Annotated in this window: 18 protein-coding genes; 12 read left to right on the forward strand and 6 right to left on the reverse strand. The window is 39.2% G+C overall.

Features of this window, described 5'->3' with window-relative positions; genetic code table 11:
- Window positions 1-14: 14 nt before the first annotated feature.
- From phnD to phnC, 3 genes are read left to right on the forward strand one after another with little or no spacing between them, the layout of a single operon-like run.
- Complete coding sequence (gene phnD / locus IHV10_RS06560; protein ID WP_197128228.1) at window positions 15-908, forward strand: phosphate/phosphite/phosphonate ABC transporter substrate-binding protein; 894 nt, start codon at window positions 15-17, stop codon at window positions 906-908.
- A gap of 9 nt (window positions 909-917) precedes the next feature.
- Window positions 918-1,676: a phosphonate ABC transporter, permease protein PhnE gene (gene phnE / locus IHV10_RS06565; RefSeq protein ID WP_197127831.1), complete on the forward strand. Its 759-nt coding sequence runs from the start codon at window positions 918-920 to the stop codon at window positions 1,674-1,676.
- Window positions 1,677-1,684: 8 nt separating this feature from the next.
- The gene (phnC, locus tag IHV10_RS06570) at window positions 1,685-2,425 is read left to right on the forward strand and encodes a phosphonate ABC transporter ATP-binding protein (protein WP_197127832.1); all 741 of its coding nucleotides are present in this window, start codon (window positions 1,685-1,687) and stop codon (window positions 2,423-2,425) included.
- A gap of 36 nt (window positions 2,426-2,461) precedes the next feature.
- On the opposite strand, the gene selD is transcribed toward phnC, so the two are convergent.
- Complete coding sequence (selD, locus tag IHV10_RS06575; protein WP_197127833.1) at window positions 2,462-3,517, reverse strand: selenide, water dikinase SelD; 1,056 nt, start codon at window positions 3,515-3,517, stop codon at window positions 2,462-2,464.
- A 93-nt stretch (window positions 3,518-3,610) separates the two neighbouring features.
- On the opposite strand from selD, the gene IHV10_RS22940 reads away from it, so the two are divergent.
- Together IHV10_RS22940 and selA are read left to right on the forward strand one after the other, a co-directional pair.
- Window positions 3,611-3,847 carry an Rdx family protein gene (locus IHV10_RS22940; RefSeq protein WP_305069352.1) on the forward strand — a complete coding sequence of 79 codons (237 nt, stop codon included), beginning with the start codon at window positions 3,611-3,613 and terminating at the stop codon, window positions 3,845-3,847.
- A gap of 50 nt (window positions 3,848-3,897) precedes the next feature.
- A complete protein-coding gene (gene selA / locus IHV10_RS06585; protein WP_231619426.1) occupies window positions 3,898-5,277 on the forward strand; it encodes an L-seryl-tRNA(Sec) selenium transferase in 1,380 nt (459 codons plus the stop codon).
- Window positions 5,278-5,323: 46 nt separating this feature from the next.
- On the opposite strand, the gene IHV10_RS06590 is transcribed toward selA, so the two are convergent.
- Complete coding sequence (locus IHV10_RS06590) at window positions 5,324-5,464, reverse strand: small acid-soluble spore protein P (RefSeq protein WP_137789571.1); 141 nt, start codon at window positions 5,462-5,464, stop codon at window positions 5,324-5,326.
- Window positions 5,465-5,705: 241 nt separating this feature from the next.
- Between IHV10_RS06590 and IHV10_RS06595 the strand changes: the two genes are divergently transcribed.
- Window positions 5,706-5,963, forward strand: a complete 258-nt coding sequence (locus IHV10_RS06595; protein WP_197127834.1) for a hypothetical protein — start codon at window positions 5,706-5,708, stop codon at window positions 5,961-5,963.
- Here the strand turns inward: IHV10_RS06595 and sspO are convergent.
- Window positions 5,960-6,130: a small acid-soluble spore protein O gene (gene sspO / locus IHV10_RS06600; protein WP_137789569.1), complete on the reverse strand. Its 171-nt coding sequence runs from the start codon at window positions 6,128-6,130 to the stop codon at window positions 5,960-5,962. The genes IHV10_RS06595 and sspO overlap by 4 nt on opposite strands.
- Window positions 6,131-6,211: 81 nt before the next feature.
- Window positions 6,212-6,400 carry a DUF378 domain-containing protein gene (locus tag IHV10_RS06605; protein WP_197127835.1) on the reverse strand — a complete coding sequence of 63 codons (189 nt, stop codon included), beginning with the start codon at window positions 6,398-6,400 and terminating at the stop codon, window positions 6,212-6,214.
- Between the two features lie 283 nt (window positions 6,401-6,683).
- Here IHV10_RS06605 and acnA point away from each other — a divergent pair, with 283 nt between their 5' ends.
- Entirely contained in the window at window positions 6,684-9,410 is a 2,727-nt protein-coding gene (gene acnA, locus IHV10_RS06610) for an aconitate hydratase AcnA (RefSeq protein ID WP_197127836.1), read from the forward strand.
- 41 nt (window positions 9,411-9,451) lie between these two features.
- Here the strand turns inward: acnA and IHV10_RS06615 are convergent, their stop codons facing one another.
- Complete coding sequence (locus IHV10_RS06615; RefSeq protein WP_197127837.1) at window positions 9,452-9,580, reverse strand: FbpB family small basic protein; 129 nt, start codon at window positions 9,578-9,580, stop codon at window positions 9,452-9,454.
- 148 nt (window positions 9,581-9,728) lie between these two features.
- Between IHV10_RS06615 and IHV10_RS06620 the strand changes: the two genes are divergently transcribed.
- The 5 genes from IHV10_RS06620 (at window position 9,729) to IHV10_RS06640 (ending at window position 11,598) form a co-directional block, all read left to right on the forward strand.
- Window positions 9,729-9,872, forward strand: coding sequence for an acid-soluble spore protein N (locus IHV10_RS06620; RefSeq protein WP_066241162.1), 144 nt, complete (start codon window positions 9,729-9,731; stop codon window positions 9,870-9,872).
- Window positions 9,873-9,980: 108 nt separating this feature from the next.
- Window positions 9,981-10,490 (forward strand): hypothetical protein, encoded by a 510-nt coding sequence (locus IHV10_RS06625; RefSeq protein WP_066393947.1) that lies wholly within the window; start codon window positions 9,981-9,983, stop codon window positions 10,488-10,490.
- Window positions 10,491-10,556: 66 nt separating this feature from the next.
- A complete protein-coding gene (tlp, locus tag IHV10_RS06630; protein WP_066393949.1) occupies window positions 10,557-10,793 on the forward strand; it encodes a small acid-soluble spore protein Tlp in 237 nt (78 codons plus the stop codon).
- 86 nt (window positions 10,794-10,879) lie between these two features.
- Entirely contained in the window at window positions 10,880-11,302 is a 423-nt protein-coding gene (locus IHV10_RS06635; protein ID WP_197127838.1) for an acyl-CoA thioesterase, read from the forward strand.
- Window positions 11,302-11,598: a hypothetical protein gene (locus IHV10_RS06640; protein WP_137789564.1), complete on the forward strand. Its 297-nt coding sequence runs from the start codon at window positions 11,302-11,304 to the stop codon at window positions 11,596-11,598. The genes IHV10_RS06635 and IHV10_RS06640 overlap by 1 nt, the downstream gene beginning before the upstream one ends.
- A gap of 1 nt (window position 11,599) precedes the next feature.
- On the opposite strand, the gene IHV10_RS06645 is transcribed toward IHV10_RS06640, so the two are convergent.
- Window positions 11,600-11,893, reverse strand: a complete 294-nt coding sequence (locus IHV10_RS06645; RefSeq protein ID WP_231619427.1) for a HesB/YadR/YfhF family protein — start codon at window positions 11,891-11,893, stop codon at window positions 11,600-11,602.
- Window positions 11,894-11,932: the final 39 nt, after the last annotated feature.

Raw genomic sequence — 11,932 nt, forward strand, 5'->3', positions numbered from 1 at the left:
AAGGAGAGAATATGATGAAAAAACTTAGTTTGTTGCTGCTGACTATGATCTTACTCTTATCAGCTTGCGGAACGAATAACGATGATAAGAAGAATGCAAAATCGAATAAAGATGAGGTCTTTACGATTGGGGTAATCCCAGCCCAAACGGAAGGTGAGATGAAGGGGGCACTTGATAAACTTCAGAAAGTGCTTAGTGAGAAGATGGACAGAGAAGTTAAGATCACATCTTATCCGGATTACAACGGTGTTGTTGAGGCGATGAACTATGATAAGATCGACATGGCTTATTTCGGACCTCTTACATACGTTGTTGCTCATGAAGAAAGTGGAGCTAAAGCGATCGTAACACAATTGATCAAAGGTGAACCATACTATTATTCTTATTTGATCACCCATAAAGACAGCAAATATTCAAACCTTGAGGATATGGTATCTGATGCTAAGAACGTAAAGTTTGCTTTTGGTGATCCATCCTCAACTTCGGGCTCTTTGATTCCGAGTATCAAACTAAAAGATGAAGGCATCTATAGAAGTGAATCTGATAGTGATTTTAATAATGTTAGGTTTACCGGTTCTCATGATGCAACCGCTCTTGCTGTTCAAAACAAACAAGTGGATGTTGGTGCGATCGACAGCGCGATATACGATAAATTAATCGAAGAAGGAACGATCGACGGAGATCAGTTTAAAGTGATCTGGAAGTCAGAGAAATTGTTCCAATATCCTTGGGCTGTATCTAAAAGTACAGATGAGAAAACGATGAAAAAACTTCAAGAGATCTTTTTAGATATTAAAGATAAAGAAATTTTGGATGCTTTTGGCGCAACTGGATTTACGAAAGCCGCAAATAAGGATTACGAAAGTATCCGAAAAGCGGCTATTAAAGAGGGTACCATTCAAGAATAGAGGGGAACCATGGTTTGGTTTAAGAGGAGCCAATTATTAATCATATTATGCTTAACAATACTCGTGTTAGGTAGCATGAAGTTAACGGAGTTTGATCTTTCAAAATTTAGTGACTTTCAGAATATGGGTGACTTTTTGTCGAAATGGTTTCCGATGAACACAGAGAGTCTACCATATCTGTTTCAAGAAAGTTTATTAACGATCGCTATCGCATTTTTGGGGAGCTTATTCGGATTAATCATCGCACTTCCGTTAAGCTTTATCGCCGCTCGAAACACGAGTAGAAATCGTTTTGTATATTCAATGACACGTTTCTTACTTAGCTTCTTACGATCAGTTCCTGAATTCGTGTTCGGTTTAATTCTTTTAACAACGCTCGGACTAGGACCATTTCCTGCTGTTATCGCCATCGTCTTGCATAACATCGGGGTATTAGGTAAGTTGATTTCTGAACTGATCGAGGCGGCAGATAAGGGTCCGATCGAAGCGATGTCGGCGGTTGGAGCAAGTAAGTGGATCGGAAATCTATTTGCAGTGCTACCACAAATATGGCCGAATGTACTGTCTCAATTCTTTTACAGATTTGAAGTAGCTATACGTACTTCACTCATCTTAGGTCTTATTGGTGGTGGGGGAATCGGACAACAGTTGTTTATTCATTTTAAAACGTTTCAATATCAGCTAGTCTCTGTTGACGTTCTACTCATCATGATCATGGTGATCTTGGTGGATTATATTGGCGGAAAAATTCGGGAAAAGGTTATTTAGGTGATAACATGATTGAATTTGAGAATGTATCTGTCACATATCCTGGTACTAAAGAACCTGCTTTAACAGATGTAAGTATTACTTTCCAAAAAGGGGAGTTCGTTTGTGTACTAGGTAGAAGCGGTGCAGGTAAATCAACGTTTATAAGATGTATTAACGGTCTGCAGCCTGTTTCTGAGGGTTATGTGAAATGGGGAGATAAAACGTTGAGTGAGATGACTCACAAAGAAACGTTAGAAGTCCGGCGTAAAACAGGTATGATCTTTCAGCATTTTAACTTAATACCGAGGATGAGTGTGGTTCAGAACATCTTAACAGGTCTTTTCGGATACAAAAAATCTTATGAAAATCTGTTAGGATTGTTTAAACCCACTGATCGATTGCAAGCTCTAGAAGCTATTGAACAAGTTGAGCTAACGGTTGAACCAACAAGAAGAGTGGAGAAGTTAAGCGGTGGACAAAAACAAAGAGTTGCGATCGCGCGAGCACTCGTGCAGAACCCTAAAGTGTTTTTGGGAGACGAACCTGTCGCAAGCTTAGATCCTGGAACAGCTGAAAGGATTTTTCAACTATTAAAAGAAACACATGTAAAACGAAATCTCGTATCAATCATTAATGTGCATGATGTGGTTCTTGCAAAAAAATTCGCTACAAGAATTATTGCGTTAAAAAACGGAAAGCTAGTTTTTGACGGTGCACCTAAAGATTTTGATGAAACCGTGTACGCGGAGATTTATAACCATCTATAAAAAACAAAAAAACTCCGATGTCGGAGTTTTTTGTTTTTAATTGGCTTTGATCGGTTTTTCAGAGATCTCATGAACACGACCGACGATACTTGCGTCACCTATACCTTTATCGTGAAGTCTCTTAAGATATTCTGCAGCTTCTTCTTCAGAAAGACTCACGAGTAAACCGCCAGAAGTCACAGCATCACATAAAATCCATTGCTGCCACTCATAAAGTTCATTGCCATAGAGCACATCATCTTTTATCCAGCGATGATTTGCTTTAGTACCACCAGGCACGATTCCTTCTTGCGCAAGCTCTGTGGTACCTGGTAAAAGAGGTACACTGTGATAATCAATCTCGATGGTAATATCTCCCGTTCCTTTTGCCATCTCAGTCGCATGACCGAGAAGGCCGAAACCTGTTACATCGGTTACAGCGTTTGGAAATAGACCTTCCAAGCATTCTGCTGCTGTTTTATTCAATGTGGCCATCGTTTTGCTGACTAACTGAAGCTGATCGTCAGTAAGCTTGTCTTTTTTAATAGCAGTGGTTTGAATACCGACACCGATAGGTTTTGTTAATACAAGAACATCTCCTGGTCTTGCTCCTACATTTTTATATACTTTAGAAGGATGTACGAGTCCTGTGACGGACAGACCAAACTTAGGTTCAGAATCATCGATCGAGTGTCCTCCAACAAGCACCGCACCTGATTCCTTCACTTTGTCAGCTGCTCCTTTTAGAATCTCGGCGAGCACATCATGACCAAGTGTGTTGATCGGAAAGCCTACAATATTCATTACTGTTGTAGGGTGTCCCCCCATCGCATAAACGTCACTTAGTGAATTAGCAGCAGCGATTTGTCCGAACATATATGGATCATCTACAATAGGTGTGAAAAAGTCGACAGTCTGGATCATGGCAAGGTCATCAGTTAACTTATAGACACCTGCATCGTCTGAAGTATCTAAACCAACTAAAAGGTTAGGGTCATATTCGCGTTTTGGTAGATGACGCAAAACTTGCGCCAGGTCTTCTGGACCAATTTTACAGCCTCAACCACCTTTTGAGGAAAGGTGAGTGAGCTTTACTTTATCTTCGCTTGTCATAATTTAACGACACCTCCTTTTGTTAGTATAAACATTATTTTTGTGATTTGCCTAAGGATATACTAAAATAGTCTTAAAAAAGGAGGATGTATCATGAAAGTATCTATTGAATTCTGCATGATGTGAAACTTTGCACCAAAAGCCGCGAGTCTCGCGGAAGACCTGTTCAACCATTTTCGATCTAAAGTTTCATCGCTTGAACTGATTCCAAGTTCTGGCGGAGTTTTTGAAGTTATTGTTGATGGTGATAAGATTTATTCAAAAAAAGAGACCGGAGAATTTCCGGATCACGACCTGATCATTCAACACTTAGAAAAATTAAAGGCTTAACAACGATAGCCTCCTTAAGGAGATCGTTGATACCTTAAGGAGGCTTCATTTTGTCAAAATCAGATTTATTAAGGCAGCTTCCTGCCGTGCATGAGGCAGTGAAAGATATCAGTTCTGAAGTGAATGGCAAACCAGAAAAGGAAATAACACGAGCTGTTCAAGAGGCGATCAATCATTGGCGAGAGTATATTCTTAAAGCCCCCCATGCAATTGACTTGAAAACTGATATCAGAATACTTGTTTTGAATTCAGCAAGGGCAAAATTAGCTCATCCTAAAGATCAGATTCGTTCACTGATCAATGCTAGCGGAATCGTTATCCATACAAATCTTGGTCGCTCTAGACTCAGTGAAAAAAGCGTAGCGCGGATGAGTGAAACAGCAAGAATGTATTCGAATTTAGAATATAACTTGGAGGAAGGGAAAAGAGGCTCTAGGCATGATCTAACAGAGGAGCTAATTAAACAAGTGACAGGATCAGAAGCAGCAATGGTCGTGAACAATAATGCTGCAGCCGTTTATTTAGTTCTCAAAGCACTAGCAAAAAACAAAGAAGTCATTGTTTCAAGAGGTGAACTTGTAGAGATCGGAGGCTCATTTCGTGTTTCTTCTATAATGGAAGAAAGTGGTGCGGAGCTGCGGGAAGTTGGAACTACGAATAAAACACATTTTTTTGATTATGAACGAGCGATAACGGATAAAACCGGTATGATCATGAAGGTTCACACAAGTAATTTCAAGGTGATTGGGTTCACAAAAGAAGTTTCTTCTAGCGAGTTGATGCAGTTGAAAAAGAATCACCCGGAACTAATTGTATATGAAGATCTGGGAAGTGGTGCACTCTATCCTTTTCAGTCCGTTGGAATAGGTGATGAACCCTTAATCTCCTCTGTTATCAACAAAGGTATAGATGTTGTTTCTTTTAGCGGAGATAAACTTTTGGGAGGCCCACAAGCTGGGATTATTGCAGGGAAAAAGGAAATCATCGGCATATTAAAGAAACATCAACTAGCTCGAGTTTTAAGAGTGGATAAATTTACGATCGCAGCCTTAAACGAAACGTTGCAGGCGTATTTAAACGAAGAATATTCAACGATTCCTACAGTTAGAGATATTTTAAAAACTCCTGAAGAGATCAGAGAGATAGTTTGGAGACTAAAAAGAAAGGTTGAAGATCATTCTTCTTTAACAATCAGAATTCTGGAAGATTTCTCTCAAGTTGGGGGAGGAACGATGCCAGATGTGAAGTTGCCAACTTTTTGTCTTGGTATTAAACACTCTAAAGGTGCAGATTACTTAGCAAGAGCTTTTCGGAACTATCAAACCCCTGTTATCGTGAGGATCAAAGAGGAAGAAGTACTATTAGATCTTAGAACGATTTCAGAAGAAGAGCTTTTGACACTTGAAGATGCGATACGTTCAATCGACTAAGAAAAGGGACTGACAGAGAATCTGTCAGTCCTTTATGTTTTTTGTATTATCTGCCTTCTCCAGAGTTTTGTCCTGTATGATTACGCTGCTTCACTTTTTTAGAACCACTCATAGGAGCTGGTTGTCCAGGGTTTTCCCCTTTTGGAGCGTTCTTTCGAATATCTTTAAACGTATTATGCTCTCCCATAATAAGCCTCCTTTTTTTATCCGGCGCCTTGAAAGCAGTTGATTTCCGCTTTTGGTGCTCGCTTTCCGGGGGGCGGGCGGTGAGCTACTGATCCCCCAGGAGTCTCACACCTTACACTCCAACCAACTTGTCAAAGATGTCTTTCGTATGGACACCTTAATCAACAACAGAAAGCAATTTATTGAATAATTATAGCTAAAATTGGAACGTTAAAGGTAAACCAAAACAAAGGATGGTAATTATGCCCTATCATAAAAACAAACAACAAGCATATCAAGCTGCTGAGCAAGGTTATCAACATGCGATGGATATCTCCAAAACATTGGATGCTTCAAACAGTGAATATGGAGTGTTCTATGCTCATTTTATGACAGAAAATGAAAAGGCTTGTCAACAAATACAAAACGCACTTGAAACGGCTTCAGAACATCAACAGCCACAGTTAGAAAGCTTTCTAAATGAGCTTCAACAGCTTCAGAGCCAGTTTCCAAAACCTTAATGTCGTTTTTTCGTTTTCTTATTGTTTTGACGCTCAGCTTCACTTAGCTTTTCGTTCGGTAAGGAAAGCGATTCATTACCGAATTCGGTATCATACCCAGCACCTTTACCTTGAGCTTTTGCTGCGTTCATTCCAGGACGCGAGTGATTTGCTTTATTTCTTCCCATTTTTTTGTCACCTCCGTAATCATTAGTTTGCACAATATCAAAAAGAAGAAGCACTCCAAAATAAGGAGTGCCTCTTTACGTTCACGATTTATATTTACTGAGCAAGAGCCAGACGCCAGAAAGTCCGATCAAACTGTATAAAACTTTTGTCACCGTGGTAGCGCTTCCAAAAATTTCTGTAACAAAGTTTGTATCAAAAAGTCCGATCGCTCCCCAGTTTAATGCTCCGATCAACACGAGTAACGCAGCAAGTTTTTTTAACCATTCCATCCTGTTTCCCTCCGATCTATTGAAGAGTGGTTTTTAAGCGGAAAACAAAAAGAAGTATTACGTAAATTACTATATGCGAGCAAGAGAATGATGGTGATATTCACACCATAAGTAAAACTTATGTCGATTGATAACCATTAACTATTTTACTTATGAAAGGGTTTTACGTATGATAATAGAGGGAAAAAAAGATTCTGTGTGATTGACTGTGAAATTGAACACATTTTTTCGACAATTTTTCTCATAATCGTGTATGATTGTTAGTGAAGGGAGAGAGTGGAACATGAAAAGAAATGATGTATTTAATGCCCGTTCTACTTTTGATGTGAACGGTAAGGAATATAGCTATTACCGTTTAGGAGCGTTAGAAGAAGCGGGAATTGGTAATGTATCGAAATTACCCTACTCTGTAAAAGTATTATTGGAATCTGTATTAAGACAATTTGATGGAAAAGTAATCAACAAAGAACACGTTGAAAATCTTGCAAAGTGGGGCACGAGTGAACTAAAAGATATCGATGTTCCTTTTAAGCCTTCACGTGTTATTCTTCAGGATTTTACAGGAGTACCAGCTGTTGTTGACTTAGCTTCTCTTCGTAAAGCAATGAAGGATATGGGTGGAGACCCTTCTCAGATCAACCCTGAAATTCCAGTTGATCTTGTAGTTGACCACTCTGTACAAGTTGATAAGGCAGGTACTGAAGACTCACTTGCTTTCAACATGAACCTTGAATTTGCTCGAAATGAAGAACGTTACAAACTCTTGAGCTGGGCTCAATCTGCGTTTGACAACTACCGTGCTGTACCTCCTGCAACAGGAATCGTCCACCAAGTTAACTTAGAGTACTTGGCGCCTGTAGTCCTTACGAGCGAATCTGAAGGTGAAACAATCGCATTCCCTGATTCATTAGTAGGTACTGATTCTCATACAACAATGATCAACGGTCTTGGTGTATTAGGATGGGGTGTCGGTGGGATTGAAGCAGAAGCAGGCATGTTAGGACAGCCTTCTTACTTCCCAGTTCCAGAAGTAATCGGTGTTAAATTAACAGGAACGCTTCCAAACGGAACGACTGCAACTGACCTTGCACTTAAAGTAACGCAAGTATTGCGTGAAAAGAAAGTAGTAGGGAAGTTCGTCGAGTTCTTCGGTCCAGGACTTGCGGATATGCCGCTTGCAGACCGTGCTACGGTTTCAAACATGGCTCCTGAATATGGAGCAACTTGTGGTTTCTTCCCAGTTGACGAAGAAGCATTAAACTATCTTCGTCTGACAGGTAGAACTGAAGATCAAATTCAGCTTGTAGAAGCGTATTGCAAAGCAAACGGATTGTTCTACACAGCAGGAGATGCTGATCCTGAATTTACAGACGTAGTCGAAATCAATCTTTCTGAAATCGAACCAAACTTGTCAGGACCAAAACGCCCACAAGATTTGATTCCTTTATCTCAGATGAAAGAAAGCTTTAATAAAGCGCTTGTAGCTCCACAAGGAAATGCAGGGTTCGGACTAACAGCTGATGAGATCAATAAAGAAGTTACTGTTAAGCATCCGAACAACGAAACTTCGACGATGAAGACTGGTGCTGTTGCGATCGCTGCAATCACAAGCTGTACGAACACTTCTAATCCATACGTAATGTTAGGTGCTGGATTAGTTGCTAAGAAAGCGATTGAAAAAGGCTTAAAAGTTCCTGGCTATGTAAAAACATCATTAGCCCCAGGTTCTAAAGTTGTTACACGTTATTTAGAAGAAGCAGGCTTAATGAGCTATATGGATCAGTTAGGGTTCAATCTTGTTGGTTACGGCTGTACAACATGTATCGGTAACTCAGGTCCTTTGGCGCTTGAAGTTGAAAATGCGATCTCTAAGAACGATCTCACTGTAACTTCAGTCCTTTCAGGTAATAGAAACTTTGAAGGACGTATCCACCCGCTTGTAAAAGCTAACTACTTAGCTTCTCCACCATTAGTAGTAGCGTATGCACTAGCTGGAACTGTAGATTTCAACCTTCAATCTGATTCTTTCGGAACAGACAAAGAGGGCAACGAAGTTTACTTTAAAGATATCTGGCCTTCATCAGAAGAGATCAATGAAGCGATGAAGAAAGCAGTAACTCCAGAATTGTTCAAAAAGGAATACGAGCGTGTATTTGATGAGAACGAACGCTGGAACGAACTGAAGACTTCAGCTGACCAACTATATGGTTTTGATACATCATCAACATACATTCAAAACCCTCCGTTCTTTGAAGAGCTTTCTGCAGAACTTAAAGAGATCCAACCGCTTAAAGATCTTAAGCTTATCGCTAAATTCGGAGATTCTGTAACGACTGATCACATTTCTCCAGCTGGTGCGATCGGAAAAGATACTCCTGCAGGAAGATACTTGATTCAAAATGGTGTTGAGCCACGTGACTTTAACTCTTACGGTTCTCGTCGTGGTAACCATGAAGTAATGATGCGTGGTACGTTTGCGAATATCCGTATTCGTAATGCTGTAGCTCCTGGTACTGAAGGTGGCTGGACAACTTTCTGGCCGACTAACCAAGTGATGAGCATTTATGATGCTGCGATGAAATACAAAGAGAATGGTACGGGTCTTATGGTAATCGCAGGAAAAGATTACGGAATGGGATCTTCTCGTGATTGGGCAGCAAAAGGTACTACTTTACTAGGAATTCAAACTGTACTTGCTGAAAGCTTCGAACGTATCCACCGTTCAAACCTTGTGTTGATGGGTGTACTTCCTCTTCAATTCAAAGATGGTGAGAATGCTGAGACATTTGGACTTACAGGAAAAGAGTCTTTCACGGTTTCTGTTGATGAAACGGTTAAACCGCGTGATCTTGTTCAAGTTAAAGCAGTTTTTGAAGATGGAACTGAAAAAACATTTGAAGTTGTAGCTCGTTTTGACAGCGAAGTTGAAATTGAGTACTACCGTCATGGTGGTATCCTTCCTATGGTGCTTCGTAACAAGCTTGCTCATTCTTCTCAAACGCAAAACTAATAAAAAAATCCTTTGCCAATATCTTTAGGCAAAGGATTTTTTTATGCTTTTTTCGTATGTTTTTCGTCGAGTTTGATCTCGAGTTGTTCAATATAGGACTCATCTTTCAACAATTGTCTTTTGTTCTCGTTCACGAGCTCTCTGAAATTCATTTTTCTATTTTTCCTCATCACTGCACCTCTTTATTGGGATAGTACCAATATAGCCAAGATAAAATCGAAATAATCAGACTTTGAAAAAAATAATTGCCACTTTACTTATGAATAGTTGATTTTGATTAATGGAAAAGTATAAAGAAGACGAAAGGAGGTTGGACCTTTGAGTAATCCAAAACGTTTTCCAGAAGATTTCGTACCAAATCATATTGGCACTCAGCCGCGTGAGAGCAACAGTAATAATGGAAAAAAGATGGCTAATAAGTCGCACGATCATGCAGATTATGTACCACCTAAAGGGAAATAACAAAGTACTTTCTAAAAATTACCTCTCCATAATTTTTTCTTTTGACTCCCATATACGAAAGATTTTGTCGAAAAAGTGTATGTAGTGAAAGAATTAGGAGGGGTACGTTTGATCACGGCATCTGTCAAACCATTACCTGTATCACATAACAAAGATGATCAGGATTATTTATATCGTCAGTTAGAGATTGAAATGCAGCGATTAGGGCATCTTGTTCCTTTTCGTGAAGAGTTGAACTGGGATAAAGAAATTACAACGATGGAACTAGGAAATGTAGAAACGCTAGAAAAGTTAAAAAAAGCCGCAGCAAAAAATGATGGGGTATTTTTGTTCTATGCCAAGCTTACAAAAGGAACCGTTTATCAGCATATTATCCTGCATCCGAACACGGAAGGATTCTATCTTCCGTTTCGATTTGAAGAACCATTTCAAATAACAGTGAAAAACAAAAAATATTGGATTGGTTCATCGATCAGGCTCGCCGAAGAGTTAGCATGGCTTGAGATTACAATGAAAAATCTTGAAGATGACAGTGTAGTGGAATATTGGAAATACCTGTCTGAACTTTGTCAATCCAGCGTTCAAAACATGAGTCCGATCTTATTACAAAAAAATTAAAGAATAATCCTATTGGTGATTAGTACAAACTATGATGGTACGAACTTTCTACAAAGGAGAATCATCATGAACAAACCAAACCGAGACGATAGAAGTAATAACGTTGAACGATTAGAACAAATGGTTCAGAACACAGAACAAAATATTTCTGAAGCTAATCAGACTGCGGCTAACACAGAGCTGACTGCAAGCCAAAAAGAGCAGATCAAAGAGAAGAATCAACATAGACAAGAATCCATAGAGCAGTTTCAAAATGAGATTCAAGAAGAAAAGGCTTATAGAGAAGGTAACGACCTTCAATAAGAGAAAGACCGGCATATTGCTGGTCTTTTTTTTCATTTTCTACTAAAGTGATAAGAAAAGACAACACGAAGGGAAACAGATGATTTATGAAATTTGTTGAAAGTAGCGTTGATGTTAGATATGCAGAGACAGATCAGATGGGTGTCGTGTATCATGCGAACTATTTGATTTGGTTTGAGATCGGTAGAACAAAGCTCATTGAACATTTAGGGTTTAAATATGCAGACATGGAAAGGGAAGGGATACTTTCTCCCGTAACAGACATTCAAGCTTCTTATAAAAAACCCTTAACATATGGACAAAAAGCACATATTAGAACAGCTGTAAAAGAATATTCGGGAATCAAGGTTGTTTATTATTATGAGATCTTTAACGATCAAAACGAGTTATGTGTTATAGGCGAATCCACTCATGTTTGTGTAAAAAAAGAAAATTTTCGACCGATCTCTATAAAAAAATATTTTCCTGATTGGCATGAAGCCTACGTAGAAATGAGCTCAGCAGAATAATGGCTTTCGGAATAAAACGTGCTGACTTAAAAAGATGGAAAGATGAAGTAGAGATGGGTAACATCGCATTCCTCACCCATTTTTGGTATGATTCACGATTTCCAACAGCAAAGAGTGTAACAAAAGTAGGTTGTAACGATCGGAAAAGATTATCTGAGTGGGGAAGAACTTACGGTTTAAAGGAAGAGTGGATTCATGAACGAGATGCTTACCCCCATTTTGACCTTATCGGGGATAAGCAAGTAGAGATCATGAAAAGAGAAGGAAGAATCCAGGAACTTCAAAAGTTCATATAGCCTAGTTTTTGTTCTCGTTAAAATCGTATTTAATTTCTCCATCCGTAATGGAAACCGTTAGATCGTTTCCGTCAAAGAACCATTCATCTTCTTGCTCGATGAAGAATTTATGATTTTCTACAACGATTTCAGCAGCAGGATGTTTTGGTGTATCTTTTGTAAGTCCTAATGAAAAGCCGTCTTGAACCGTGCTGCATCCTCCAAGGCGAACGAAAAAACGGATGGAATCGTCCGATGATGCTTGTAGGTCATTGATCACATAATTTGCAGTATCTTCATTCATAATGATTTTCAAAGTATATTCACTCCTTAAGAATGTCTTTAAAGTAATGAT

The organism is Fictibacillus sp. 5RED26 (genome assembly GCF_015903895.1).
Taxonomy (GTDB): Bacteria; Bacillota; Bacilli; order Bacillales; family Fictibacillaceae; genus Fictibacillus; species Fictibacillus phosphorivorans.

Coding starts and splice junctions, on each gene's coding strand:
- phnD (WP_197128228.1), top strand. CDS start 15: ATGAAAAAACTTAGTTTGTTGCTGCTGACTATGATCTTACTCTTATCA.
- phnE (WP_197127831.1), top strand. CDS start 918: ATGGTTTGGTTTAAGAGGAGCCAATTATTAATCATATTATGCTTAACA.
- phnC (WP_197127832.1), top strand. CDS start 1,685: ATGATTGAATTTGAGAATGTATCTGTCACATATCCTGGTACTAAAGAA.
- IHV10_RS06590 (WP_137789571.1), bottom strand. CDS start 5,464: ATGGGAGAGCATAATACGTTTAAAGATATTCGAAAGAACGCTCCAAAA.
- IHV10_RS06595 (WP_197127834.1), top strand. CDS start 5,706: ATGCCCTATCATAAAAACAAACAACAAGCATATCAAGCTGCTGAGCAA.
- sspO (WP_137789569.1), bottom strand. CDS start 6,130: ATGGGAAGAAATAAAGCAAATCACTCGCGTCCTGGAATGAACGCAGCA.
- IHV10_RS06605 (WP_197127835.1), bottom strand. CDS start 6,400: ATGGAATGGTTAAAAAAACTTGCTGCGTTACTCGTGTTGATCGGAGCA.
- acnA (WP_197127836.1), top strand. CDS start 6,684: ATGAAAAGAAATGATGTATTTAATGCCCGTTCTACTTTTGATGTGAAC.
- IHV10_RS06615 (WP_197127837.1), bottom strand. CDS start 9,580: ATGAGGAAAAATAGAAAAATGAATTTCAGAGAGCTCGTGAACGAGAAC.
- tlp (WP_066393949.1), top strand. CDS start 10,557: ATGAACAAACCAAACCGAGACGATAGAAGTAATAACGTTGAACGATTA.
- IHV10_RS06635 (WP_197127838.1), top strand. CDS start 10,880: ATGAAATTTGTTGAAAGTAGCGTTGATGTTAGATATGCAGAGACAGAT.
- IHV10_RS06640 (WP_137789564.1), top strand. CDS start 11,302: ATGGCTTTCGGAATAAAACGTGCTGACTTAAAAAGATGGAAAGATGAA.